The organism is Thalassospira sp. CH_XMU1448-2, assembly GCF_037027285.1.
GTDB lineage: Bacteria > Pseudomonadota > Alphaproteobacteria > Rhodospirillales > Thalassospiraceae > Thalassospira > Thalassospira profundimaris_C.
The window spans coordinates 171,737-197,359 of the sequence record NZ_JAYMEA010000001.1 but is presented as its reverse complement, the minus strand read 5'-3'; the positions used below and the strand labels follow the sequence as shown (position 1 = coordinate 197,359).

20 protein-coding genes are annotated in these 25,623 nt (G+C 55.2%); 19 read left to right on the top strand and 1 reads right to left on the bottom strand.

The features are described from left to right. The first annotated feature begins 360 nt into the window (after positions 1-360). The 8 genes from aroA to WA318_RS00855 all read left to right on the top strand — a co-directional run bounded on the left by aroA (position 361) and on the right by WA318_RS00855 (position 8,893). Complete coding sequence (aroA, locus tag WA318_RS00890) at positions 361-1,704, top strand: 3-phosphoshikimate 1-carboxyvinyltransferase (RefSeq protein WP_336079527.1); 1,344 nt, start codon at positions 361-363, stop codon at positions 1,702-1,704. Positions 1,705-1,795: 91 nt separating this feature from the next. Then, positions 1,796-2,440, top strand: coding sequence for a (d)CMP kinase (cmk, locus tag WA318_RS00885; RefSeq protein ID WP_336079526.1), 645 nt, complete (start codon positions 1,796-1,798; stop codon positions 2,438-2,440). 235 nt (positions 2,441-2,675) lie between these two features. Beyond that, positions 2,676-4,379 (top strand): 30S ribosomal protein S1, encoded by a 1,704-nt coding sequence (gene rpsA, locus WA318_RS00880; RefSeq protein ID WP_114096220.1) that lies wholly within the window; start codon positions 2,676-2,678, stop codon positions 4,377-4,379. A gap of 360 nt (positions 4,380-4,739) precedes the next feature. Continuing rightward, positions 4,740-5,663, top strand: coding sequence for a signal peptide peptidase SppA (sppA, locus tag WA318_RS00875; protein WP_336079525.1), 924 nt, complete (start codon positions 4,740-4,742; stop codon positions 5,661-5,663). A gap of 70 nt (positions 5,664-5,733) precedes the next feature. Then, on the top strand, positions 5,734-6,009 hold the full coding sequence (gene ihfB / locus WA318_RS00870) for an integration host factor subunit beta (protein ID WP_101246842.1): 276 nt from the start codon (positions 5,734-5,736) through the stop codon (positions 6,007-6,009). Positions 6,010-6,230: 221 nt separating this feature from the next. Further along, positions 6,231-6,530 carry a LapA family protein gene (locus tag WA318_RS00865; RefSeq protein WP_114096218.1) on the top strand — a complete coding sequence of 100 codons (300 nt, stop codon included), beginning with the start codon at positions 6,231-6,233 and terminating at the stop codon, positions 6,528-6,530. 190 nt (positions 6,531-6,720) lie between these two features. Continuing rightward, on the top strand, positions 6,721-7,443 hold the full coding sequence (pyrF, locus tag WA318_RS00860) for an orotidine-5'-phosphate decarboxylase (protein WP_336079524.1): 723 nt from the start codon (positions 6,721-6,723) through the stop codon (positions 7,441-7,443). A 238-nt stretch (positions 7,444-7,681) separates the two neighbouring features. Next, positions 7,682-8,893 carry an MFS transporter gene (locus tag WA318_RS00855; RefSeq protein WP_336079523.1) on the top strand — a complete coding sequence of 404 codons (1,212 nt, stop codon included), beginning with the start codon at positions 7,682-7,684 and terminating at the stop codon, positions 8,891-8,893. Between the two features lie 87 nt (positions 8,894-8,980). On the opposite strand, the gene WA318_RS00850 is transcribed toward WA318_RS00855, so the two are convergent. After that, positions 8,981-9,784, bottom strand: coding sequence for a TSUP family transporter (locus WA318_RS00850; RefSeq protein WP_114096215.1), 804 nt, complete (start codon positions 9,782-9,784; stop codon positions 8,981-8,983). 216 nt (positions 9,785-10,000) lie between these two features. Between WA318_RS00850 and WA318_RS00845 the strand changes: the two genes are divergently transcribed. The 11 genes from WA318_RS00845 to WA318_RS00795 all read left to right on the top strand — a co-directional run bounded on the left by WA318_RS00845 (position 10,001) and on the right by WA318_RS00795 (position 25,554). Continuing rightward, on the top strand, positions 10,001-11,158 hold the full coding sequence (locus WA318_RS00845; protein WP_336079522.1) for a YHYH protein: 1,158 nt from the start codon (positions 10,001-10,003) through the stop codon (positions 11,156-11,158). A 70-nt stretch (positions 11,159-11,228) separates the two neighbouring features. Continuing rightward, positions 11,229-12,068, top strand: a complete 840-nt coding sequence (gene mutM, locus WA318_RS00840; RefSeq protein WP_336079521.1) for a bifunctional DNA-formamidopyrimidine glycosylase/DNA-(apurinic or apyrimidinic site) lyase — start codon at positions 11,229-11,231, stop codon at positions 12,066-12,068. Between the two features lie 210 nt (positions 12,069-12,278). Further along, complete coding sequence (locus WA318_RS00835; RefSeq protein ID WP_114096212.1) at positions 12,279-13,055, top strand: enoyl-CoA hydratase; 777 nt, start codon at positions 12,279-12,281, stop codon at positions 13,053-13,055. Between the two features lie 186 nt (positions 13,056-13,241). Further along, positions 13,242-13,502 (top strand): 30S ribosomal protein S20, encoded by a 261-nt coding sequence (gene rpsT, locus WA318_RS00830; RefSeq protein WP_101246850.1) that lies wholly within the window; start codon positions 13,242-13,244, stop codon positions 13,500-13,502. Between the two features lie 392 nt (positions 13,503-13,894). Beyond that, a complete protein-coding gene (dnaA, locus tag WA318_RS00825) occupies positions 13,895-15,430 on the top strand; it encodes a chromosomal replication initiator protein DnaA (RefSeq protein WP_443082629.1) in 1,536 nt (511 codons plus the stop codon). Between the two features lie 336 nt (positions 15,431-15,766). Next, positions 15,767-16,885, top strand: coding sequence for a DNA polymerase III subunit beta (gene dnaN, locus WA318_RS00820; protein ID WP_114096210.1), 1,119 nt, complete (start codon positions 15,767-15,769; stop codon positions 16,883-16,885). Between the two features lie 63 nt (positions 16,886-16,948). Then, positions 16,949-18,109 (top strand): DNA replication/repair protein RecF, encoded by a 1,161-nt coding sequence (gene recF / locus WA318_RS00815; protein ID WP_336079520.1) that lies wholly within the window; start codon positions 16,949-16,951, stop codon positions 18,107-18,109. A gap of 19 nt (positions 18,110-18,128) precedes the next feature. Then, positions 18,129-20,585 (top strand): DNA topoisomerase (ATP-hydrolyzing) subunit B, encoded by a 2,457-nt coding sequence (gene gyrB, locus WA318_RS00810; protein WP_114096209.1) that lies wholly within the window; start codon positions 18,129-18,131, stop codon positions 20,583-20,585. Between the two features lie 270 nt (positions 20,586-20,855). Next, the gene (locus tag WA318_RS00805; RefSeq protein WP_336079519.1) at positions 20,856-22,193 is read left to right on the top strand and encodes an ABC transporter substrate-binding protein; all 1,338 of its coding nucleotides are present in this window, start codon (positions 20,856-20,858) and stop codon (positions 22,191-22,193) included. Further along, entirely contained in the window at positions 22,190-24,199 is a 2,010-nt protein-coding gene (locus WA318_RS00800; protein ID WP_336079518.1) for an ATP-binding protein, read from the top strand. Before WA318_RS00805 ends, WA318_RS00800 begins: the two co-directional genes overlap by 4 nt. Further along, positions 24,196-25,554, top strand: coding sequence for a sigma-54-dependent transcriptional regulator (locus tag WA318_RS00795; protein ID WP_114096206.1), 1,359 nt, complete (start codon positions 24,196-24,198; stop codon positions 25,552-25,554). Before WA318_RS00800 ends, WA318_RS00795 begins: the two co-directional genes overlap by 4 nt. The last annotated feature ends 69 nt before the right edge of the window (positions 25,555-25,623 follow it).

Below are 25,623 nucleotides of genomic sequence, written 5' to 3'. Positions count from 1 at the left end.
ACGGCAAATCCTCTTAATTACCGTTATCATCTAAGAAAAAGACTTTCTGTCGCGAAGTGCTGCAACGCAGCGCAAAGCGTAATGTCTGAAAGGCCCAATTGCCATCTTGTTGGCGGCTTGTCAAAAGGAAATTGATCCTTTTGTCCTTTGATCCGTCAATGATGTGAAACAGGCCCGCAATCCGTGCAATCATCCCGTCAAAATTTGGCTTCGATACTGGTGCCTGATAACCGCTTGTGCTAGAGCTTTGGGCGCGCAATCTGAAGACGCCTGAGCGCCTGAAATCACGGCAACACGTCTCGGCTTTTCTGGGTGGCGGCACAAGGGATGATAAAACAATTTACTGACAGGTATGGCTAAATGAGTTCTTCGCAGACCAAACGCCCGCTTTCCTCGGCCAAGACCGGGCCAATTTCGGGCGATATCCGGGTGCCGGGTGACAAATCAATTTCCCATCGTTCCCTGATGTTTGGTGGTCTGGCAATTGGTACGACCAAGGTAACGGGCCTGCTTGAAGGCGAAGACGTTCTGGCGACCGCAGACGCCATGCGCAAACTCGGTGCCACCGTTACCCGGGATGATGACGGGACCTGGCATGTGACCGGTGTTGGTGTCGGTGCGCTTCGTGAACCTGATAGCGTGATTGATATGGGCAATGCCGGGACTGGCATTCGTTTGATGGCGGGAATCGTTGCCACCCATCCGATCACGACGTTCTTTACCGGCGATGCATCGCTGTGCAAACGCCCGATGGGCCGTGTGGCCGATCCGCTTTCGGAATTTGGCGCACAATTCATTACCCGTGACCGGGGCCGCCCGCCGATGGCCGTTATTGGCACGGACGAGGCAAAACCCGTGACCTATACCCTACCGATGGCCTCGGCCCAGGTGAAATCGGCTGTGATGCTGGCAGGTCTGAATACGACTGGCACCACGACCGTGATCGAACCCAAACCGTCGCGTGATCACACCGAACGTATGCTGCGTCACTTTGGTGTCGATGTGGATGTGAAGGTCAATGACGATGGCGGTCGCACCGTCAGCCTGACCGGTCCGGTCGAAATGAAGGCAGCCGACATTGTCGTTCCGACCGACCCAAGCTCGGCAGCATTTCCGATGGTCGCCGCCCTGATCAACCCGGACTCCCACGTGATCATTCGGGACGTTTGCCTGAATCCGTTGCGCACCGGTCTGATCACCACCCTGATCGAAATGGGTGGCGATATCACGATCACCAATGAACGCGAGGAAGCCGGTGAAACCATCGGTGATCTGGTTGTGACCGGCAAAAACCGCCTTAAGGGGATCGTTGTTCCGGCCGAACGCGCGCCGTCAATGATTGACGAATATCCGGTGCTTGCGGTGGCTGCGGCCTATGCAGATGGCGAAACCCGCATGTGTGATCTTGAAGAGTTGCGTGTCAAGGAATCTGATCGTCTGGCTGCGGTGGCAGCTGGCCTTGAAGCCAATGGCGTGATCCACCGGATCGAAGGCGACGATCTGATTGTTACCGGTGGTGTTGTCCCCGGCGGCGGCATGGTCGAAACCCATCTTGATCACCGCATCGCAATGTCGTTCCTGGTTCTTGGTCTTGGCGCGGAAAAACCGGTTTCGGTTGATGATGCCAATCCGATTGCCACAAGCTTCCCGAACTTTGAAAAACTGATGGGCGATATGGGCGCAAAATTTGCGCTACATTCCTGATCGATCTGTCCCAATATATAAAAGTCGATATCAAGCCACCGATGGGCCACCCATAGGCAGGACCCGTTAATACAAGCAGGGAGCGAAGCATATGATCATCGCCATTGATGGGCCGGCAGCGTCCGGCAAGGGGACTTTGGCGCGTCGAGTCGCGGACGCAATGGACTATGCCTACCTTGATACGGGCCTTTTATATCGGGCCACCGGTGCGAAAGTTTTGGCCGCAAATGCCGACCCGGAAGACGAAACTGCCGCAGTTGGCGCGGCCAAAAATCTGAGTGCCGATGATCTGCAGGGCGAAGAGCTCCGCAGCGAGGAAGTCGGCACCGCTGCGTCAAAAGTTGCAGCGATTCCAAGGGTTCGCGAGGTGTTGCTTGATTTCCAGCGCAGCCTTGCAACCACCCCGCCCGGGGGCAAGCACGGGGCGGTTCTTGATGGTCGTGATATTGGAACGGTCGTTTGCCCGGAAGCCCCGATCAAGTTTTATCTGACCGCTTCGGTCGAAGAACGCGCAAACCGTCGGTTCAAACAGTTGCAGGAAAAAAATCCCGCTGCTATATACGAGCGCGTTCTCAAAGAGCTTGAAGAACGGGATGCCCGAGACAGTGCTCGCGATGTCGCACCGCTCACCATGGCAAAAGACGCAATCCATATCGATACGGACCGTCTGAATGCCAATGCAGTGTTCGATGCCGTTATGGCGCATATCCGCACCCATATGGGCGAGGATGACTGATCAAAGGGCGTTTTAACCGTCAGGCGATGAACGATCCCGAGGTGCCGGTCGTAATGACCTGTCCCTAAGGTGAACGACTTGTGCGTTCACCTTTTCGTGTATGGAAGATACGTCTTCTATATATGTCCGGGTTTGGGCAGTGACTGACAATATCGCCGCGATTTTGCGGCAAAGACCACCGGATACAACCGGTTGGCCAGAATATAGTGACGATACTCGAAAGGAAGTCTGGTTTATGACCACCGCTGAAGAAGCACAATTCTCGACTGGCGAAGATTTTGCCGCCCTGCTGGCTGAAACCCTTGGTTCTGAAGACGAAGGTTTTGTTGGCCGCGTAATGACCGGTTCGGTCGTTAAGAAAACTGACGACGATGCAATCGTTGATGTCGGCCTGAAATCCGAAGGCCGCGTTCCGCTTAAAGAATTTGGCGCAGGCGAAGTAAACATTGGCGATACCGTTGATGTTTATGTCGACCGCTATGAAAACAAAGATGGCCTGATCGTTCTGTCGCGCGAAAAAGCGCGCCGCGAAGAAGCTTGGGTTGAGCTGGAAAAACAGTTCTCCGAAGGCAAACGCGTTGACGGCACCATCTTTGGTCGCGTTAAAGGCGGCTTCACCGTTGACCTGTCGGGTGCAGTTGCATTCCTTCCGGGCAGCCAGGTTGATATCCGTCCGGTCCGTGACGTTACCCCGCTGATGAACAACCCGCAGCCGTTCCAGATCCTGAAAATGGATCGTTCGCGCGGTAACATCGTGGTTTCGCGTCGTGCAGTTCTCGAAGAGACCCGTGCAGAACAGCGTGCTGAACTGATCCAGAACCTTCAGGAAGGTCAGGTTCTTGACGGCGTTGTCAAAAACATCACCGATTACGGCGCATTCGTCGATCTCGGCGGCGTTGATGGCCTGCTGCACGTTACCGACATCGCTTGGAAACGTATCAACCATCCGTCCGAAGCGCTCCAGATCGGCCAGACTGTTAAAGTACAGGTCATCCGCTTCAACAGCGAAACCCAGCGTATCTCGCTTGGCATGAAGCAGCTTGAAGCTGATCCGTGGGAAGGTGTTGAAGCCAAATACCCGGTCGGTTCGAAATTCGAAGGTCGTGTCACCAACATCACCGATTACGGCGCATTCGTCGAACTCGAAGCTGGTGTCGAAGGCCTGGTCCACGTTTCCGAAATGTCCTGGACCAAGAAAAACATCCACCCGGGCAAAATCGTTTCGACCTCGCAGGAAGTCGAAGTCATGGTGCTCGACGTCGATGCACAGAAGCGTCGTATCTCGCTTGGTCTCAAGCAGTGCACCTCGAACCCGTGGGATGCCTTCCTTGCAGCTCACCCGGTCGAGTCCGAGATCGAAGGCGAAGTCAAGAACATCACCGAATTCGGTCTGTTCATTGGCCTTCTGGGCGGTATCGACGGTATGGCTCACCTCTCGGACCTGTCATGGGACCGCGCTGGTGAAGAAGTCATCAAAGAATACAAAAAAGGCGACATCGTCAAAGCCAAGGTTCTTGACGTTGACGTTGAAAAAGAACGCATCTCGCTTGGCATCAAACAGCTTGCTGGCGATCCGTTCAAAGAAGCAGTTACCGGTATCAAGCGTGGCGAAACCGTCACCTGCGAGATCACCGAAGTCAATGACGGCGGCATCGAAGTTGCTGTTGGCGACACCGAACTGAAAGGCTTCATCCGTAAAGCTGAACTGGCGCGTGAGCGTTCGGAACAGCGTCCGGAGCGCTTCGCAGTTGGTGAGAAAGTCGACGCACGCGTTACCGCAATCGACGCCAAAACCCGTAAAGTTTCCCTCTCTGTCAAAGCTCTTGAAGTTGCTGACGAGAAGAAAGCAATGGCGGATTACGGCTCTGCTGACAGCGGCGCATCGCTCGGCGATATCCTCGGCGAAGCTCTGCGCAAAAAGCAGGAAGGCGGCGAATAAGCCACCCTCCAAGGAATACAGTCTGCTTTCTGGCGGACTGAAAAGACGGGTCGCACATTGTGCGGCCCGTTTTCTTTTGGCCAATCGGTGTGCCGGAACGGCAAGTGTGACCCGGACTGATGCGCAATCGCGCGGTACCGGCTAGCGCCCGGAATTGTCACGCTAAATCGTATATCATCCGAGTTTTGACCCCGGATTGGTGTTCGGCACCGGATTGTTGGTCATTTTTAGCGAAAATTTTGATTTTAAACGCTTTTTGTCCTTGCCTTCTGCGCCGAGAAAAACCATTTGAAAAGGCAGCTTTAAGGAGACACTCCTTTCTAAGTATTTGATCGAACAATTATAACCGGGACACCCCTGATGGCGCTGGATGCCGATATTCTGCTGGATCGACGTCGCTTGAAGAAATCAGTCTTCCGCTGGCGCGTGGTGGCTGTGATTGCCGTGCTTGCTGTGATCATCATCGGTCTTGCCGGGACCGGTGTGCAGAACAGCGTTCTGGGCGGACTCGGGCCAAGAATTGTCGAGGTCAATATTGAAGGTGTGATTACCGAGGATCCCTATCTTCTTGATGCGCTGGCTGCCATCGAGGAAGACCGCGATGTTGTCGGTGTGATTGTCCATATCAACAGTCCCGGCGGCACCATGGTTGGTGGTGAAACTCTGTTTGAGGCGCTGCGCCGTATCGGGGAGACCCGACCGATCGTTGCCGAAATGGGTACAGTTGCCGCATCGGGTGGCTATATGACTGCGATTGCCGCCGACCATATTGTGGCGCGCCGGGGCACGGTGACCGGATCGATCGGGGTGATTTTCCAGTCGATGAATTTCTCGGGCACTTTGGAAAAGCTGGGTGTCGAGCCGCTGACAGTTAAGAGCGGACCGCTCAAGGCAGCACCGAATCCGTTCGAACCGGTTGATGATGCTGCAAAATCGGCCATGCAGGGCCTGATTTCCGACATGTTTGACGTGTTTGTCGGAATGGTCGCCGAACGACGTGATATGTCGCTTGATACTGTAAAAACCTTGGCGGATGGCCGGGTCTATACCGGACAGCAGGCCCTTGCCAATGGATTGATTGATGAAATAGGAGGCCGTCGTGAAGCCTTGCGCTGGCTTGAAACCCAGGCCGGTGTCACGCCGGAAGCGGACGTTGTGCCGCTTGAAATCGAGTACCCGGAGGACGATTTGATGTCCGCACTGTTTGAGGGAAACCTTGGAAAAGTGCTGTCATCTGAGGGGCTTAAACTTGACGGTTTGCTAGCTGTCTGGCAACCTGAGTGATAGTTACCGATAAAATAATCTAATCCGCGGTTGAGTGATACTGTCAGCACGAACAGGATGGGGCCTGGAAATGACGAAATCTGAACTGATTGCCCGGCTTGCTGAGTTGAATCCGCATCTCTATCAGCGAGACGTCGAACGGATTGTTGCAACGATCTTTGACGAAATCACCGACGCGCTTGCCCGCGGAGACCGGGTCGAGCTTCGCGGTTTTGGTGCCTTTTCTGTCAAACAGCGTGATGCACGTGTCGGTCGCAACCCGCGTACGGGTGATGCGGTCCCTGTCGGCGAGAAAAAGGTTCCCTATTTCAAGACCGGTAAACAGCTCCGCGAGCGTTTGAACTGATTTCCGTTTGCGCGATGATTGATCGGCGATCCGGTCTGGCCGGATGGCTTGTGCAAAACCTGCCATGATGCAGAATTTCTGTGTTGCTGGTGACTTGGCTTTTGCCTGCTGTTTGCGCCATACTGTCGCATCGATCCCCGAACGTGACCTGTTGCCTGATTTCGGGGATGTCCGGTTCGCCGGACATCTGCCGCCATCCCGTCAGGCACAAGGAGCCAAGAATGCGTATCCTTTACTGGATTATTTCTATCCCGCTTGCGGTTCTGATTGCCGTCTTTGCCGTGTCCAACCGTGCGCTTGTGACCCTGTCGCTTTGGCCTTTGCCCTATGAGGTCGACCTGCCGCTGTTTCTGCCGATCATGGTTGCCCTGCTTCTCGGGCTTGGCATCGGCTTTGCCTATGAATGGCTGATCCATGGCAAGCATCGCCGGGCCGTCCGCCGGATGGATAGCGAGCTCAAGCGTATCAAGACCGACGATGCGCCCCCCAAAGCTGATCAAAAGGCACTGGGTCATAGCTGACACCGCAAAGGGCTCCTTTCAGGGGCCCTTTTTATTGATCGTTCCGATCTTGTGTTTGCCTCATGCATGGGCCCATGCGCCGGAAAGGGACTATTTGACATTGGCCTTTGTGGATAAATCGGCTAAGCCATGTCCGGTCCGCGCACCTGATTGTGGGCCATGACCCAATTGCAAGCCGCCGGAGGACATCATGACCCAGACCCTTTCCCCAAAAGACCGTATCTTCTGTGCCATCGATACCACAGACCTTGATCACGCAATTGATCTGGCGTCAAAGCTGTCTGGCGTGATTGGCGGGGCCAAACTGGGCAAGGAATTCTTTGCAGCCCACGGTCCACAGGGTGTGCGCGCGGTTGCCAAGGCTGGCATGCCGATCTTTCTTGATGTCAAATATCACGATATCCCCAACACCGTGGCCGGTGCCATCCGTGCGGTTACCCCGATGGGGCTCAGGATCGTCAATGTCCATGCCACAGGCGGCATCGAGATGATGAAACGTGCGGGCGAAGCGGCACGCGAAGCGGCCGACAAGGCCGGCGGTGAAGTGCCCTGGGTGATTGCGGTGACCATCCTGACCAGCATGGATCAGGGTGATCTTGACGACGTTGGCCTCAAAGGTCCGATTGATGAGCGTGTCGTCAAGCTGGCCGAACTGACCCGCAAGGCCGGACTTGACGGTATTGTATGCTCGGCACAGGAAATTACCCCGGTGCGCAACGCCCTTGGTGCGGATTTCAAGCTGATTACACCGGGTATCCGTCCGGCATGGGCATCAAGTGATGATCAGAAACGGATCGTCACCCCGGCGGATGCGGTTGCCATGGGAAGCGACGTTCTGGTGATCGGTCGTCCGATCACCAAGGCCGATAATCCGGTCGAAGCCGCCAAGCGCATCGTCGCAGAGCTTTCCTGATCTTCAGCCTTCCATCGCGTTATTCAAAGGCCCGACATCGTTCGGGCCTTTTTCATGTTGATCGGGAAATGTCAGCCGTGAATGTTGCGCATGCGGCCATGCGAATTTGGCGATGGTTTCGCGGATCGATTTATCTCAGAATTGAATCGTTTCAAAAATTGGCGCAATATGCCTATCTCGCAGTTGCACAAAATCCGGGTCCAGCAGGCCGACACGGATTTATCTGGATAATTCTGACATGATCGACATCGCCACCACCCGGGGATTTCCCGGAAACTTGCCGATTCTCGCCCTTGCTCTTGCATCCTTTGGCATCGGCACGACCGAATTCGTCATCATGGGCCTGTTGCCCGATGTCGCACTTGATCTGGGTGTCAGCATTCCGGATGCCGGACTTCTGGTGACAGGGTATGCGCTTGGCGTGACCTTTGGCGCGCCTTTCCTGGCCATCGCAACGGCCCGGATGGAGCGCAGACGCGCGCTTTTGCTGCTGATTTCCATCTTTATCCTCGGCAATTTCCTGTGTGCCGTAGCCCCGGATTACTGGACCCTGATGGCGGCCCGCGTCGTCACGGCATTTTGCCATGGTGCTTTCTTTGGTCTTGGCGCGGTTGTGGCATCAAACCTTGTCGCACCCCATAAACGGGTTCAGGCCATTGCGCTTATGTTTTCGGGGCTGACACTGGCCAATGTGCTGGGCGTTCCGTTCGGGACCGCGCTTGGTCAGGAACTCGGATGGCGTTCGACCTTCTGGGCTGTTGTGGCAATTGGCGTCATTGCTGCGGCGGCACTTTATGTTGCCCTGCCGCGCAGGATTGCGGCATCAACCGGAAGCCTGTGGGCCGAAGCCAGATCACTTGGCAAGGTTCAGGTGCTGTTTGCGATGCTGATTTCTGTTCTCGCCTCGGCCAGCTTGTTCAGCGTCTTTACCTATATCACCCCGATGTTGCAGGAAATCACCGGTATCACCCCGCGTCAGGTCACCTATGTCCTGTTGCTGTTCGGGGTTGGTCTGACGGTTGGCAATTATATTGGCGGACGACTGGGTGACTGGCGTCTTATGCCTGCCATCATCATCGCTTTTGTGCTGTTGATCGTGATCCTTGCCATGTTCACTGAAACCCTGACCGAAATGATTCCGGCGGTGATCACGGTGATGCTTTGGGGGGTGGTTGCCTTTGCACTCGTTTCTCCGCTTCAGATGCGGGTGGTGAACGAAGCATCCGAGGCCCCCAACCTGGCCTCGACTCTTAATCAGGGGGCCTTCAATCTCGGCAATGCCGGGGGTGCATGGTTTGGTGGTCTTGCGATCACGCACGGCGTTTCCTATCAGCATATTCCATGGCTTGGTGCCGGGATTGCGGTTCTCGCACTGCTGTTTACGGTCTGGAGCCATTTGCTTGATCGTGGTGATGAAGTCTTTGCCGAAAGCGGTGCCAATGCCTGCTAGGTTCTGAAGTCATCAGACAGAAACACAAAACCCGTCAACCACAAGGCTGACGGGTTTTCTTATGGGCTTGCGGATTTTTCGGTCGGTTTATCCGACCCAATGACGCATCTGATCCCATGTCTGGCTGATGGTCGGGCCATATTGATCAATGATCAGCTTGATCGAAATTGCAATCGATGTGACGACCAGTAGCGGACGGACCAGACGCGCACCGACCTTCATCACCAGATGTGATCCGATCTGTGCGCCGATCAAGGCGCCAACTGCCATCACGGCACCGACGACCCAGACAACCTCGCCACCGGCAATGAACATCACAAGGGACGCAAAGTTCGAAGTGAAGTTCAGTACCTTGGTATGTGCGGTCGCCTTGGTCATGTTGAAGCCAAGCAGGGCAACAAAGGCGATGGAGAAAAATGATCCGGTGCCCGGACCAAAGAACCCGTCATAAAACCCGATGCCAAATCCGGCGGTAAAGGCAAAGGTCGCCTTGCTGATCAGCTGATGGGCGTCTATGTCGCCGACCCGTGGCGAAAACAGGAAATAAAGCGCAATCAGGATCAGAAGACCGGGCAGGATCGTCATCAGAATGCCCGGATCAAGCATCTGCACCAAAATCGTGCCAAGCGACGATCCGGCAAAGGTCAGAACGATGGCCAGAATCATATCGCGCGGATTGACGTGACCCTTGCGAATGAAATTAAGCGACGCGGTAAAGCTGCCAAAGCTTCCTTGCAGCTTGTTGGTCGCCAGTGCCTGCGCCGGGCTTACCCCCGCCCAAAGCAGGGCCGGAATGGTGATCAGTCCGCCACCCCCGGCAATAGCATCAATACAGGCGGCAAGGGCGGCAACGCCAAACAGGATCGCTAGAAGATCAAAACCAAATTCCATGGGGCGGCTTTCGTAAATAGGTCATCGCGCAAAGGGTGGGGCAAGGCGCGATTTGAAATCCCGAACGCTGGTCTGGCACAGGGTGTCAACGACGCCGGGCGTCGCCATCATATGGTTTTGTGGATCGGCGTCCAGTCGAAGATGACCGCCTTGTTGCACCCGTGATACTCTATGGCGATCAGGTCGTGACCGGGGAAGTGATCGGGGGAAAGGGTGATGAAGATCTGGCTTTTCGGATTGGCGTTGATATTGGGCGCGATAAGCCCGGCCAGTGCCCACGAAATCAAGAATTGCAAATGTGACGAGGCCTGCTTCACCGACGAGATTTCCCATCTGGCCTGTGATCGCGACAAGGTGCGATTTTCGGCCAAGGGTCTGCCCGATCCGTCCCATCCTGTCATGACCGGCATTACCGCCAGCAATCAGCAATTCCCCGCCGCCCATGATTTTGAATTCGAAATTCTGCAACATCCCCAACTGGCATCCCGACCAACCATGACCGAGGCCGGGCCAGTTGGGGTTGCCATCAACGGGGTGCCGATTTTTGATCCGTCGACACAAGGTCCGGTCAATCCGCAAACCGGCAAACGTCCATCGGCCTTTACCGAGGGTGAGCTTGATGAATGCGGCGGTCATGCCGGGCGCGGCGATGACTATCATTACCACATCGCGCCAAGATGCCTGATCAATGACCTTGGTCGCCAATGGGTCGATATCGATAAAAAGCCGGTTGGCTATGCCATGGACAGCTTCCCGATTCTTGCCCTTGGCTGGTTTGAACCCGCCAATTCGGTCGAGCCCCTGCTGGATGCCTGTCGTGGCATGAAAGATGACAAGGGATCCTACTTCTATAATGTCAAAACCACGCCGGACTGGAATGTTCTGAATTGTCTTTCGGGCACGCCACGCGGATTTGCCCGGGATCGCTGGACCATGCGCCGCGACCGCACCGGACAGGATATTGTCGGTCTGCCGATTCCCTTTGAAATCAAAACCGCGTCGTCACAGTCGTTTGGCGGGGATGTTTGCCGGGTGATGACCGGGACCTTGCGCGGTGAACAACTTTTGCAAAGTAATGGCACGACCAAACGGATTGATCGTCAGGACGGCGCGCTCTTTTACTGCAATCCCGCCTGCTATGGCCTGTTCTTCGAGGCGGACCGCGCATCTTCCATTCGTGGTCGGGCAATCTATTACGATTATATTGATGATGCCTGCCCGGCGGGTTTTGACCTTGCCTCGCTTGTGATCTTTGAACCCTATCTTGGCTCTGCCCAGTCGCGCAAAGGTCCGGCCGGCACTGGCAAGGCCGGGCCGGGACCAAAACCGCGCCCCGATGGACAACCGGGGAATGGTCCGCCACCACGCAATTGAAATTGGTCCTTATTTTGCGGTGGATTCTGGTCTAGAAAGTGGGACGCTTTCATTTAGACGAGTTCCAGATATGCCCGAATTGCCAGAGGTCGAAACAGTTACCCGTGGCCTGACCCCCGTGATGGAAGGCCATGTCGTCGACCATGTGGTGCAACGTCGTCCCAATTTGCGCTTTCCGTTTCCCGATGGTTTTGTCGACCGGATGGCCGGGCGCAGGATCAATCAGCTGACCCGGCGGGCGAAATACATTCTGGGCTATCTTGATGATGGACAGGTTCTTTTGATCCATCTGGGTATGTCGGGCCGCATGACCATCCATAACGATCCGGCAACAGACGTCCCTGCACCGGGCAAGCATGACCATGTCGATTTCGTCATGCAGAATGGTGCGGTTGTGCGCTTCAATGATCCCAGGCGTTTTGGCGTCATTACGCTGATTGCTGCTGATGAGGTCACCCGTCACAAGATGCTGGCCGATATTGGCCCCGAACCGCTTGGTAATGCCTTTAACAGTTCGGTGCTGGCAGAGGGACTCGCACGTCGCGGCAGTCCGGTCAAAACCGCCCTGCTTGATCAGAAACTGGTCGCGGGTCTTGGCAATATATATGTGTGCGAAGCCCTGTTCCGGTCCGGTATCGCACCGGACCGTCTGGCAAAGGATTTGAAGCCGGGCGAGATTGATCGCCTGTATCGCGAAATCCGTCTGGTTCTTGAAGACGCAATTGCCGCCGGGGGATCAAGCCTTAAGGATCATCGTCAGACCAATGGCGAGCTTGGCTATTTCCAGCATAATTTCCGTGTCTATGGCCGCGAGGGCGAGAGCTGCATTGCGGATGGCTGCGGCAGCACAATCGAGCGGATTGTTCAGGCCGGGCGATCGACCTTTTTCTGTCCGACCTGCCAGAAATAGGGTGGGGTTTGTTCCCGTCCGGTGTTCTTTTGTCGTATCTGGCACCCCCCGATGGTTTGATCCCCGGCATCTTTTGATCCAGATCGCGGATGCTTTTATGCAGGTTCGGTTGCGGCGCGTGACCGAATTCGGTAAAACAGTATCAAAATATGGTTTCAGACGAATCGACCCCCAGAAAACCGGGTTGATCGCGTATAAAGGATCACTGGCATGTCATATGAAAACATCATCGCCGAGAAAAAAGGCAATGTCGGGCTTATCACCCTGAACCGCCCGCAGGCACTTAATGCGCTGTGCGCTGCCCTGATCACGGATATCGGTGCGGCCCTTGATGATTTCGAATCCGATGAAAACATTCGTGCCATCGTCATTACCGGATCGGAACGGGCCTTTGCTGCCGGTGCCGATATCAAGGAAATGGCCGACTACACATATATGGATGTCTATAAGAACGACTTCATCACCAAGGGCTGGACCCGTGTGGCCAGCTGCCGCAAGCCGACCATTGCCGCTGTCGCCGGATTCGCGCTGGGCGGTGGCTGTGAACTGGCGATGATGTGCGACATCTTGATTGCCGCAGATACCGCCAAGTTCGGTCAGCCGGAAATCACCATCGGCACCATCCCCGGTGCCGGCGGGACCCAGCGCCTGACCCGTGCAGTTGGCAAGGCCAAGGCAATGGAAATGTGCCTGACGGGTCGGATGATGGATGCCGAGGAAGCCGAGCGTTCCGGACTGGTCGCGCGAATCGTCCCGGCCGACTCGCTGCTTGAAGAGGCGCTTAAAACAGCTGAAAAGATCGCTTCCTTCTCGGGGCCGGTATCGATGAAGGTCAAGGAATCGGTCAACAAGGCCTATGAAATGACCCTGACCGAAGGTCTGATGTTTGAACGCCGTGAATTCCATTCGACTTTCGCACTCGAAGACCGCGCCGAAGGCATGAAAGCCTTCTCTGAAAAGAGAAAAGCCGATTTCAAGCACCGTTGATTGTGCAGTGATCGCTACAAGTTGACCCCTGATTCCGGTGCTGCATATCTGTGTTGCACATCAACAGAGTCCTAAACCGCAGAAAATAGGGCGTCGACGCGGTATCGGGGGTTGACGAGGGTTTCGGACAGAGCTATAAGCCGCGCTCCGAATTACGTAACATTTGTTTGAAGAGACAGGTTCGCAATGGCTCACCATAAATCGGCCAAGAAGCGCATTCGCCGCAACGCCGCCCGTGCAGAAGTCAACGGTGCACGTATCGGTCGCATTCGTACCTTCGTTAAGAAGGTCGAAGCTGCGCTGAACGTTGGCGACAAAGATGCTGCTCAGGCTGCGATGAAAATCGCCGAGCCGGAAATGGCGCGCGGCGCACAGCTCGGCGTTCTGCACAAGAACACCGTTGCTCGCAAAGTTTCGCGTCTGACCGCTCGTATCAAGGCGCTTTAATTTATCCCTTACGGGATGGCGAGTCGAAGGCCGCACCTCTGGTGCGGCCTTTTCGCTGCCCGGATTCCGGAGAATCACCTTTTGTTCCATGATTCCGCGGGTGGAAGAAACCGCAGAAAATAAGGAACGTTTTGGTGCCGTAATCCTTTTAACGTTCTGTTAAAGATCGCCTTGCCTGATGTGGGTCGCATCAGTACAGTGTTTGGACTTCGCAGGCCGCGCAAAGCGGCCCGAGACGAAGAACCAAAAAAACAAAAGGCGCGAGTACGCTTCCACGATTTTGCGGAAGACCAGCGTGTTGATCACAACCGTGATGAACGCGATCCAGTACCATTTTGTCTTTTGCAGATTTGTTTGTGTGGAATTTTGGGATATCGGGGAAGGTTCAAACAGTGCAGCACGCCGTGAGGGGAACGCAATCGGCACTCGGGCAGTCCGGTGGGGGGATGCAGGGTGACCAGCAGGCAGCACTTGATGATCATACAGTTGCAATTTGGCAGGTCGTTCGCGAAAAGCTGCGCGCCGAGTTCGGCGCAACAGCCTATCGCTACTGGCTTGAGCCGGTTGCCCTGATCGGTGTTGAAGCAGGGGTGGCGCGTCTTGGTGCGCCAACACGCGCCATGCGTGACTGGGTCACCCAGCATTATCTCGACCGTATTCAGGCCTTCTGGCACGCCGAAGATGCCAATGTGCATTTCGTCGAAATCAACATCATTTCCGGTTCCGGCAACAACGCGTCGACTGTAACGGCAGATAGCCCGGTGTCGGCATCGGTTTCCGGTAACACGATGTCGGTCAGTGCACCGGCACCGAAAACGGTTTCCGGTTCCAACACCAATTACCGTACCGAAAGCCAGCCGCCGGCATCGGGCCGCACCGCCATTGCCAGCATGTCTGATGATGGTATTTCGGCGGCCCTTGATCCGCGCTACACGTTCGATAACTTTGTGATCGGCAAACCGAACGAATTTGCCTATGCCGCGGCCCGCCGTCTGGCAGAAGCCGAATCGGTGCCGTTCAACCCGCTGTTCCTGTATGGCGGTGTCGGTCTTGGTAAAACCCACCTGATGCATGCGATTGCCTGGCATATCCGCCGCACCCAGCCGCATCGCACGGTGATTTACCTGTCGGCCGAGAAATTCATGTATCGCTTCATCCGCGCACTGCGTGACAAGAATACGGTCGATTTCAAGGACCAGTTCCGCTCCGTCGATGTGCTGATGGTTGATGATGTCCAGTTCATCTCGGGCAAGGATTCGACCCAGGAAGAATTCTTCCACACCTTTAACGCGCTCGTCGATCAGGGTCGCCAGATCATCGTGTCTGCCGACAAATCGCCGTCTGACCTTGAAGATATCGAAGAACGCCTGCGTTCGCGCCTTGGTTCCGGTCTGGTTGCTGATATTCATGCAACCACCTATGAGCTGCGCCTTGGCATTCTCGAATCCAAGGCAGAACGTCAGGGGGTCGAACTTCCCCAGCGCGTCATGGAATTCCTTGCGCACAAGATCACCGCAAACGTGCGTGAGCTTGAAGGCGCGCTGAACCGCGTGATTGCCCATTCGCAGCTGGTCGGTCGTGAAATCAGCCTCGAGATGGTTCAGGACGTTCTGCATGACGTTCTGCGTGCGTCCGAACGCCGTGTCTCGATCGAGGAAATCCAGAAACGCGTGGCTGAACATTTCAACATCAAGGTCTCGGACATGCATTCTGCCCGCCGTGCGCGCGCAGTTGCCCGTCCGCGTCAGGTTGCGATGTATTTGTCCAAACAGCTGACCACCCATTCCCTGCCGGAAATCGGACGCAAGTTTGGTGGGCGTGACCACACCACGGTCATGCATGCGGTCCGCAAGATCGAAGAACTGCACAGCTCCGATCCGTCGCTTTCCGAAGATATCGATCTTCTGCGCCGGATGCTCGAAGGTTAGGTATTCCTTGCGCCACATCACATTGCTTTTGGTTGTGATGTGGCGGGAAACCGCCCGGTTCTGCGGATGGATTTCCGGGCTGCGATGGTGGCAAATTTCCCCCGAAACACATAAGCGAAACTGCGAGTCGCGCAGTATGCGCCGCTTTGCGCGTTTTAGGCGTAAATTGGCCCGGCGACTCCTTTTATTTGCTTGGGTTTAAGCCGTAAAAATCCTTCGATTTCGTGCCATGCATGTTATAATGCGCTTTCCTTGCCCGGAAGGGTGGGGGTCAGGTGAGAAAACTGATTAAAAATCAATTTGTTAAACTAATACTGACAGACGGATAGGACGGGCATGAAGCTGACCATCGAACGCGCGGCTCTGTTGAAATCGCTGACCCATGTTCAAAGTGTTGTTGAACGACGCAACACCATCCCGATTCTGTCCAATATCTTGCTGCGGGCAGAGAATGATCGTCTTTCCCTGACCGCAACGGATATGGACCTTGAAGTCGTCGAAACCACGACGGCCGAAGTTTCCGAAGCCGGGGCGACAACCACACCGGCGCATACGCTGTATGAAATTGTCCGCAAACTGCCCGAAGGCTCGCAGGTGCAGATCGCGCTTGAGCCCGGTGCCGGTCGTCTGACCCTTGCTGCTGGCCGGTCGAAATTCAATCTGGCTGTTCTGCCGGTTGATGATTTCCCGGTCATGTCGGGTGGTGATCTTCCGGTGACCTTCGGTCTTGCTGCTGCTGAATTGCGTGGCCTGATTGATCGCGCTGAATTCGCGATCTCGACCGAGGAAACCCGTTATTACCTTAACGGTATCTATTTCCATGCCACCGACGCCGAAGGCACCAAGATCCTGCGCGCGGTTGCAACCGACGGGCACCGTCTGGCCCGCGTCGAGGCACCGCTTCCTGATGGCGCTGAAAACATGCCGGGCGTCATCGTGCCGCGCAAAACCGTTGGCGAGCTGCGCAAGCTGATCGAGGAAACCGGCGAGGCGGTCGATATCGCCCTTTCAGATACCAAAATCCGTTTCGGTTTCGGCAATGCGATCCTGACGTCCAAGCTGATTGACGGCACCTTCCCGGACTACGAACGTGTGATCCCGTCAGGCAATGACAAAACCCTTGATATCGAATGCAAGGCCTTTGCCGATGCGGTTGATCGTGTCTCTGCGATCTCGATTGAAAAATCGCGCGCGGTAAAGGTCGTTCTGTCGGGCAATACCCTGACCCTTTCGGCTTCAAGCCCGGAACATGGGACTGCGTCCGAGGAACTTGAAATCAATTATGATGCCGAGGACATCGAGATCGGCTTTAACTCACGCTATCTGCTCGACATTGCCAAGCAGGTTAAGGGCGATACGCTTAACCTGCTGATGTCGGACGGCTCAAGCCCGACCATTCTGCGTGATACCGATGACCTCTCGGCATTGTATGTTCTGATGCCGATGCGTGTTTGACGGTAAGCACGATACGCTGTGGCTGTTCTTGCCAATAACCTCACGCCAAAAGACGGTTCGTCCATGACAAACCGTCTTGCCGTATCCCGTATCCAGCTCAGCGAGTTTCGCTGTTACGAAAGCTTGCGACTGTCGCTAAGCGGGGCACCGGTTGTGCTGACAGGGCCCAATGGGGCGGGCAAGACCAATCTGCTTGAAGCTGTTTCCTTGCTGGCACCGGGCGGCGGATTGCGCCGGGCCAAGCTGGGTGAAATCGCGCGCAGTGTCCCGCCCGCCGACAATGGTGCGACCCGTGCCTGGGCGGTGGCTGCGGATCTTGAAACGCCGGACGGCGTGTTTCAGGTCGGATCGGGCCTTGATCCTGCGGCCCTTGAGCAGGGGCGTGAACGCCGTGCAGTCCGCATCGACGGTGAGGCCCAGCGTGGTCAGGCTGCATTGGGACGGGTTTGTGCTGCTGTCTGGCTGACGCCACAGATGGATCGCCTGTTTCTGGACGGGCCTTCGGCGCGCAGGCGTTTTCTGGATCGGCTGGTTTACGGCCTTGATCCCGATCACAGCAGCCGCGTTGCTGCCTATGAGCATTCCTTGCGCTCGCGCGCCAAGCTGCTCAAGGAAGGCAAGGGCGATGACAAATGGCTGGCCTCGATCGAAGATTCGATGGTCCGTCACGGCATTGCGGTTGCGGTTGCGCGTGCTGAACTTCTTGCCCGTTTGAGCCGGGCCGGAACCATGGCCATCGGGCCCTTTCCCGCCGCGCGTCTGGCGCTGGCGGGCGATCTTGAAGACTGGCTGGAAAAATATCCGGCCATCGAGGTCGAAGACAGAATGCGGGCTGCATTGCGCGACGGACGTGCGCGAGATGCGACCTATGGCGGGGCGATAGTCGGCCCTCAACGCAGTGATTTGCTGGTTTGGCATGATGCCAAGGGACAGTCGGCAGATCAATGTTCCACCGGGGAACAAAAGGCGTTGTTACTGTCGATCATTATGGCCAATACCCGCTTGCAGACAAAGGCACGCGGGGCTGGCCCGCTGCTGTTACTTGACGAGGTGGTTGCGCATCTGGATGCAGAACGCCGCAAACACCTGTTTGACGAAATCGTGGCGCTTGGCGTCCAGGCCTGGATGACAGGCACGGACCGGGCGCTGTTTGAAGGTTTGGACGGTCGTGCGCAATTCTTCCGCGTGGAGAATGCCACATTGTCTTTGGAAACCAATCCGTGAATGCCGAGGTTGTGACGCTATGACCAACGAAACAGAAACTCCGAACATTGCCGAACCGGCACAGGAGTACGGTGCAGAATCGATCAAGGTTCTCAAAGGCCTTGAAGCGGTGCGCAAACGCCCGGGCATGTATATCGGGGATACCGATGACGGAACCGGTTTGCACCACATGATCTATGAGGTCGTCGATAACGCAATCGACGAAGCCCTTGCCGGGCATTGCGACACGGTCTGGGTCCAGCTGAATGGCGACGGATCGGCCACCATTCGCGATAACGGCCGTGGCATTCCGACCGATATGCACAAGGAAGAAGGCGTTTCTGCCGCCGAGGTCATCATGACCCAGCTCCATGCCGGCGGTAAGTTCGACCAGAACTCCTACAAGGTTTCCGGCGGTCTGCACGGGGTGGGTGTTTCGGTGGTGAACGCGCTTTCCACCCTGCTGAAATTGCGCATCTGGCGTAATGGCAAGGAACATTACATGGAATTCTCGGGCGGTGACGCGATCAAGCCGCTTGAAGTGGTTGGTGATGCGCCGCTGACGGCTGACGGGACGCCGCTTTCGGGCACCGAAGTCACCTTCTATCCCGATGGTAACATTTTCACCCAGCTTGAATTCGATCTTGCAACGCTTGAGCATCGCCTGCGTGAACTGGCCTTCCTGAACTCGGGTGTGATCCTCACACTTCGTGATGAACGCCATGGTGAACCGGTCGAAACCAAGCTGCATTACGAAGGTGGTATTCGCGCCTTTGTCGAATATCTTGATCGTAACAAGACACGCCAGATCGAAGAATCCATTGTCATTGAAGGCGAAAAGGACGGCATCACAGTTGAAGTCGCCCTGCAGTGGAATGACAGCTATCACGAAACCACGCTCTGCTTTACCAACAACATTCCGCAGCGTGATGGCGGGACGCATATGGCCGGTTTCCGTGCCGCTTTGACCCGACAGATCAACAACTATGCCCAGGAAAGCGGTATCGCCAAAAAGGAAAAGGTTGCCCTTTCCGGTGATGATGCCCGCGAAGGCCTGTCCTGCGTGATCTCGGTCAAGGTTCCTGATCCGAAATTCTCGTCCCAGACCAAGGACAAGCTGGTTTCGTCTGAAGTCCGCCCGGTTGTTGAAAACATCGTCAATGACAAGCTTCAGCAATGGCTTGAAGAACATCCGCAGGATGCACGCAAGATCGTCACCAAGGTGGTCGAAGCTGCATCTGCCCGCGAAGCAGCCCGCAAGGCCCGCGAACTGACGCGCCGCAAGGGTGCGCTTGATATCTCGTCCCTTCCGGGCAAACTTGCTGATTGTCAGGAACGCGATGCGTCCAAAGCCGAACTGTTCATCGTGGAGGGTGATTCCGCAGGTGGTTCGGCAAAGCAGGGTCGTGAACGTGGCTTCCAGGCGATCCTGCCGCTGCGCGGCAAGATTCTGAACGTTGAACGCGCACGCTTTGACAAGATGCTTTCAAGTCAGGAAATCGGCACCCTGATTACCGCGATGGGTACCGGGATTGGCCGCGATGACTTTAATATCGAAAAGGCCCGCTACCACAAAATCATCATCATGACCGATGCTGACGTCGATGGTGCGCATATCCGGACCCTGCTTCTGACCTTCTTCTATCGCCAGATGCCCGAACTGATCGAGCGCGGCTATCTTTATATCGCCCAGCCGCCGCTTTATCGCGCCAAACGTGGCAACTCGGTCCAGTATCTCAAGGACGACCGCGAGATGGAACAATACCTCACCGCGCAGGGTACCGAAGAAGCGGTTCTGACTCTTGCTGGTGGTGTGCAGGTTGCCGGTCCTGATCTTGTCCGTATTGTTGAACTGGCCCGCAAGGCCAAGGGCCTTCTCGAACCGCTTTCGATCAAACTTCCGATCTCGGTTCTTGAACAGGCAACCCTTGCCGGTGCGCTCAACCCCGCCCTTCTTGATGATGATGGCAAGCGCGCCGATGCAGCACAGATTCTTGCAACGCATCTTGACAGCCTTGAAGAAGATTTTGATCGCGGCTGGCATGGCGAAGCGCCAATGGATGAAATCGTCATCTGGCGGATGTTGCGCGGCGTTGAACAGCGTCACGTGATTGATGGCAATATCCTGCGTTCTGCCGAAGTCCGTGCGATTGCCGGTCTTCTTGGTGAATTGCGCGAAACCTTTGAAAAAGGTGCGGAATTCGTGGCCAAGGACAAGACCTGGAAAATCAATGGTCCGGTCGATCTGGTCAATGCGGTCATGGAATTCGGTCGTCGCGGCATTTCAATCCAGCGCTATAAAGGTCTGGGCGAAATGAACCCCGATCAGCTGTGGGAAACCACGCTCGACCCGAATGTTCGCTCGCTCCTTCAGGTCAAGGTCAACCATGCCGACGAGGCCGAAGAAGTCTTCTCGACCCTGATGGGCGACATCGTCGAACCACGCCGCGACTTCATCCAATCCAACGCACTCAAGGTCGCAAACCTCGACGTTTAAGACCGGCTCTTGTGAATTGACTCATAAATCTGGAACCATGGCTGTGAACTTTTGCAGCCATGGTTTTTTTTGGGATATGGACTGATAACCTGGTCCGAAGAATCACCCTCGAACTCCAAGTCGTCAAAAAAGGTCGCCATGAAGTGGCTTCCTGAATAGTATCTGCTCGTCAGGCGGGGTATTGCCCCGTCGGAAAATATAAAAACAAATACCAATTCGGGAGGCGCGGACAACAGGCCCAAAGGTCGTTGATCCGTGGAAAATAACGCAATGCGTTTGAGGCCAGCGATTTCGTTTCGCGCTGTGGTCCGACTGGTTGCCGGTATCGTGGCATTTGCGACATACGGTAAGGCGGATGCGTGTGAACTGAGCATTCTGACGTCCTATCCGTCGTCATTCTATAAGCCGTTTATTGACCTTTTTGTTCAGCAAACGGGCGCAGAAGGCGTATGCGTTCAGAACAAGAACACTATTGGCCTGATCTCCCATGTACGCGAAAACCGCCGACCGGTTCCCGATATTGTCTGGGCCAGTTCGCCTGTCGCGTTCGAGCTTCTTGACCAGCAAGATGCCTTGGCCAGATTCCCCGAAAAGGTATCAAAACCGATTGGGGGTGGAGGTATTCAGCCAGATGCACCTGACGGATCACGGTTTGGTTTTGCACTTTCGACGATCGGAGTGATGTCTGGGGCGGATCAGCCGTTTGGAAGCACACCAATTGAAATCGCCGATCTGGCGTCACCGGACTATTACGGTCTGCTGGGCATGAGTTCACCATCACGCAGCGGCACCACCCACCTTTTTGTCGAAAGCCTGTTGCAACAATATGGCTGGCAGGATGGATGGGCATTGCTGTCGCAAATTGGCGGGAACTTGGCCACGGTCACTGCGCGCAGTTTCGGGGTCCGCGACGGTGTGGCACGCAAACGGTTCCGGTACGGGATTGGAATTGATTTTCTGGCCCAGTCTGAACCGCAAACAGGCGATGCCTTGTCATTTCAGTCCTTTTCTCCCGGCTGGTATTTTCCAGCCAGTGTGGCGGTGACAGGACTGGGGGCGAAAAATGCGCGGTCCCTTGAATTTGTTGATTTCCTGCGTGGTGATGCTGCCCAGAGATTGCTGTTGCAACCCGAAATCCGGCGTATCCCGATTGATCCGAAATTGTGGTCGCAGGCGGGATTCTCACCGTCTGAAAACAGTCCGGCACAGGGGCTTGACCTGAAACTGGCCGCCCGGCGCATGGCGGTGGTCAATGCGCTTTATGATGACATGATCACGCATCGGTTGCTTGAGCTTCGAAAACTGTGGCAATCGTTGCGCCGGCTGGAAGCCACTCCGGTGATTGCCCAGTCTGATGCGACCAAACCATTGTTAAGTGCCGTACGCGACGCATTGGAAACTGTCCCTGTTGCGGCCTTTATGGCCAATGAACACAGTTTTGAACGGGTGTTCTCCGATGCCATTCCATCGGAAAACTCGGTCGTTGGCAGGCTTCGCGTGCAGGACAGCTGGTCAAACGATTTCAGTCAGCGTTTCAAATCGGCCCGTGAATTGATTGCGCGAATGGACTCGTTTCAAAGCCATCTTGATACGGGCGCAGTGAAATGAAGTGGCGTCCGAACAGTCTCAAATCCAAGCTGACCTTGTCGATTTTTGTCATCGCCAGTGTTTCTGTGATGGCAACCGTGATTTCCAACCTGACACTGGGCGGCGTCAGCCAGACAGTTGCTGATCTGGCATCGGAAAATCTTTCGGTTACCGCGACCAGTGCCCGCTTTGCCGAGATCGGTCAGGAAATCAGGGTTGATACCCCGCGTTTAGGCAGTGCCACGACCCAATATGGTCGACAAGAGGCCCTTAACAATCTGGAAGGCCATTTCAGGGACCTGAAACAGCTCAGCGACGAACTTGCAATCTATGCGCCGGAACTGACTGAAAAGCTGACGGGGTTGCTGGATGCCTTGATGAGCAACGTCGAAAAGCTTGATGCCAATGTTGCGGGCAAATTCACCATGCGCGACGATCTGGGCCGACAGGTGGCAAGGATCAACCGGCTGCATAGTGACTTCTTGCTTGAAGTCGATCCCTTGCTGATTGATGCCAATTTTAACGTGACATCGGCAATTGATCGCAGCTTTGCGACACCGGGACAGGAAATTCAGGCCGATGCAGTCATCAACGAAGTTCGTTTTACCGAGGCACTTGGTCGTTTGCACGCAGCGTGTAATCTGATTGTCGGTTTGATGTTGCGCGCGGTTGGCGAAGATGACTTCGGGGCGATTGAACAACTTCGGCTCCGGCTTCTGGAAAGCATTACAGAGGCCAACGAAAATCTTCCAGCTTTGCAGCAAAACAGCAGTTCCATCACTCTGCTTCAGATTTGGCGTGAAATTGCATCTTATGGGGATAGTCCGCGTGATCTGCTTGAATTGAAGCTGCGTGAAACGGCGTTGCGCCGTCAAAATACCCAGCTTCAGAATGAAAGTGCCATCTTGCTTGAGGCATTGGGCGGGCTTGTTGCCGATACGGTGCGCGAAAGTGGTCAGCGGACAGAAAGTGTATCGCTTCAGATCAAACAGGAAGTGCGAAACGGGCAGTTGTTCGGTGTCCTTGCCGGTGTTGCCACTGTGGTATTGTTGATCCTGTTTTCGGTGTTCTTTATCCGTGGGCAGTTGTTGCAGCGATTGATGCGTGTCTTGTCTTCCATGCAGATCATAGCCGACGGTAATTTTGCGCACCGGGTTCTGGTTGATGGCAAGGATGAGATCGGACAGCTTGCTGATGCGGTGCGATTGTTCCGTCACAAGTCCCAGGAACTTGAAACCCATGCCGAGGTGCTTCAGGAAACCAACAGTGAATTGCGCCACGAAATTGCCTTGCGCCATCAGGCCGAGCAGGATTTGCGCGAAACCCAGGCTGAGCTTTTGCAGGCAGCCAAACTTGCTGCGTTGGGGCAGTTATCTGCAAGTATCGCCCATGAATTCAATCAGCCACTCGCCGCCCTCAGTTCCTATAACCACAATGCCGAACTGTATCTGGAGCGTGGCGAAATCGAAAAATGCCGCGAAAAGCTGGAAGATATCGACAGGCTGGTCAAACGTCTTTCAAAGACATCGAACCATCTGAAAAGCTTTGCCCGCCGACCGCAAGAAGCCGTCACACGCCATAGCGCGGTCGAGGTTTTGGAAAACGCATTGTCGTTGTTTGACGAGCGGGTGACACGGGGCAATATCAAACTTGTTCGTGATTATCCCGAAGGCCCGGTTCATGTGCTGACCGATCCGGCAAAGCTTGAACAGGTCTTGGTCAATCTGATCAGTAACGCGATTGATGCGGTGGAAAATCAGGAAACGCCGACCTTGCATCTGGTGATCAGTGAAACCGACCGTCGGGCGATCATTTCGGTGGCGGATAATGGCACCGGATTTGCACAGGAAGTCAGTGATAAACTGTTTGAACCCTTCTTTACGACCAAGCCACCGGGCAAGGGGCTGGGGCTTGGATTGTCGATTTCATTTAACATCATTCGTGACCTTGGCGGCCGCTTGCAGGTTTTGCCGGGGACCGGTGATCAGGGTGGGACGACCGCAACTGTGGAGCTGTTTAAAACGTGACCGATAACAGTGTAAAACCACCTGTCCTGCTGATTGACGACGAAGCTGAAATTCGCCGCGCCTGGGAAGAAACCCTGCATTTGAATGACTTCACCCCGCATCCGTTCGAAGACGGGGCGGCGGCAATTGCGACCCTGGATGCAGGTTGGCCGGGTGTGGTCCTGACAGATCTGCGAATGCCGGGGATGGACGGGTTTGGCGTGCTGGATGCGGTTAAACGTATTGATCCGAAAATCCCGGTTATTATCGTGACCGGGCATGGTGATATTCCAATGGCAACCAAGGCGGTCAAAGCCGGGGCCTATGATTTCATCGAAAAGCCCGCAGACCCCGACACTTTGCTTGCGGTTATGGCGCGTGCGGCCGAACTCCGCCGGCTGGTTCTGGAGAACCGCCGTCTGAGCAATAGCAGTCCGGACGGTTACAAGATCGAAAACCACATCATGGGCAACCACCCGAAAATCGAGCGACTGCGCGCGCAAATTGCGGTCGTTGCCGGGGCGGATGTCAACACGGTGATCTATGGAGAAACCGGTACCGGTAAGGAGCTGGTTGCCCGCGCATTACATGAATTGGGACCGCGCAAGGATGGGCCGTTCATCGCGATCAATTGTGGTGCCCTGAACGAAAACCTGATTGCCAGCGAGTTATTTGGTCATGAAACCGGGGCGTTTACCGGTGCTGATCGTCGCCGTATCGGCAAGCTCGAACAGGCCAGCGGCGGAACACTTTTCCTTGATGAAATTGAAAGCATGCCGCTTGGCCAGCAAACCCAGCTTTTGCGTGCCTTGCAAGGGCAGGTGATTGAACGGCTCGGCGGCAAATCCCAGATCAAGATTGATGTACGTGTGGTTGCTGCCGCCAAGGAAGACCTCGAACTGGCATCCGAGGAAACACGGTTCCGTGCTGATCTTTACTATCGGTTGGCGGTTGCGTCCTTGACCATTCCGTCCTTGCGAGAACGTGGGGATGATATCGCACTTTTGTTTGTGCACTACGTGACCAAGGCCTGTCGCAAGCACGGTTTGACAATCCCGGAAATCAGCGAGATCAATCTTGACGAGCTACGTGGAAAGTCATGGCCAGGCAATGTGCGTGAACTGGTAAATGCAGCCGAACGCTATGCCTTGCAGCTCGAAAATGCCGGGATGGTATCTGATCCGCTAGATAGCGGGGTTATGTCATTGCCGGATCAGATTGATGCCTTTGAGAAAAAGGTCATTGTATCTGCCTTGCGGCGTTGTGGCGGACGGGTTCAGGAAACCGCTGATTATCTGTCGATCCCGCGCAAGAAACTGTACCTTCGGATGCAGTACCACACGATCGACAAACGCACATTTTCCAGCACCGAATAACGGGTCGTTTGTGACACGTGACTTTTTGAAAATGTGTCAATATTGACCCAAATAGTATTTTGGTGTGCT

What these genes read in the sequence shown, in the direction of transcription:
- ihfB (WP_101246842.1), top strand. Translation starts at nt 5,734, where the DNA reads ATGACGAAATCTGAACTGATTGCCCGGCTTGCTGAGTTGAATCCGCAT.
- recF (WP_336079520.1), top strand. Translation starts at nt 16,949, where the DNA reads ATGACAAACCGTCTTGCCGTATCCCGTATCCAGCTCAGCGAGTTTCGC.
- pyrF (WP_336079524.1), top strand. Translation starts at nt 6,721, where the DNA reads ATGACCCAGACCCTTTCCCCAAAAGACCGTATCTTCTGTGCCATCGAT.
- rpsA (WP_114096220.1), top strand. Translation starts at nt 2,676, where the DNA reads ATGACCACCGCTGAAGAAGCACAATTCTCGACTGGCGAAGATTTTGCC.
- rpsT (WP_101246850.1), top strand. Translation starts at nt 13,242, where the DNA reads ATGGCTCACCATAAATCGGCCAAGAAGCGCATTCGCCGCAACGCCGCC.
- gyrB (WP_114096209.1), top strand. Translation starts at nt 18,129, where the DNA reads ATGACCAACGAAACAGAAACTCCGAACATTGCCGAACCGGCACAGGAG.
- aroA (WP_336079527.1), top strand. Translation starts at nt 361, where the DNA reads ATGAGTTCTTCGCAGACCAAACGCCCGCTTTCCTCGGCCAAGACCGGG.
- WA318_RS00835 (WP_114096212.1), top strand. Translation starts at nt 12,279, where the DNA reads ATGTCATATGAAAACATCATCGCCGAGAAAAAAGGCAATGTCGGGCTT.
- WA318_RS00850 (WP_114096215.1), bottom strand. Translation starts at nt 9,784, where the DNA reads ATGGAATTTGGTTTTGATCTTCTAGCGATCCTGTTTGGCGTTGCCGCC.
- mutM (WP_336079521.1), top strand. Translation starts at nt 11,229, where the DNA reads ATGCCCGAATTGCCAGAGGTCGAAACAGTTACCCGTGGCCTGACCCCC.
- WA318_RS00855 (WP_336079523.1), top strand. Translation starts at nt 7,682, where the DNA reads ATGATCGACATCGCCACCACCCGGGGATTTCCCGGAAACTTGCCGATT.
- WA318_RS00865 (WP_114096218.1), top strand. Translation starts at nt 6,231, where the DNA reads ATGCGTATCCTTTACTGGATTATTTCTATCCCGCTTGCGGTTCTGATT.
- WA318_RS00800 (WP_336079518.1), top strand. Translation starts at nt 22,190, where the DNA reads ATGAAGTGGCGTCCGAACAGTCTCAAATCCAAGCTGACCTTGTCGATT.
- dnaN (WP_114096210.1), top strand. Translation starts at nt 15,767, where the DNA reads ATGAAGCTGACCATCGAACGCGCGGCTCTGTTGAAATCGCTGACCCAT.
- WA318_RS00845 (WP_336079522.1), top strand. Translation starts at nt 10,001, where the DNA reads ATGAAGATCTGGCTTTTCGGATTGGCGTTGATATTGGGCGCGATAAGC.
- sppA (WP_336079525.1), top strand. Translation starts at nt 4,740, where the DNA reads ATGGCGCTGGATGCCGATATTCTGCTGGATCGACGTCGCTTGAAGAAA.
- cmk (WP_336079526.1), top strand. Translation starts at nt 1,796, where the DNA reads ATGATCATCGCCATTGATGGGCCGGCAGCGTCCGGCAAGGGGACTTTG.
- WA318_RS00805 (WP_336079519.1), top strand. Translation starts at nt 20,856, where the DNA reads ATGCGTTTGAGGCCAGCGATTTCGTTTCGCGCTGTGGTCCGACTGGTT.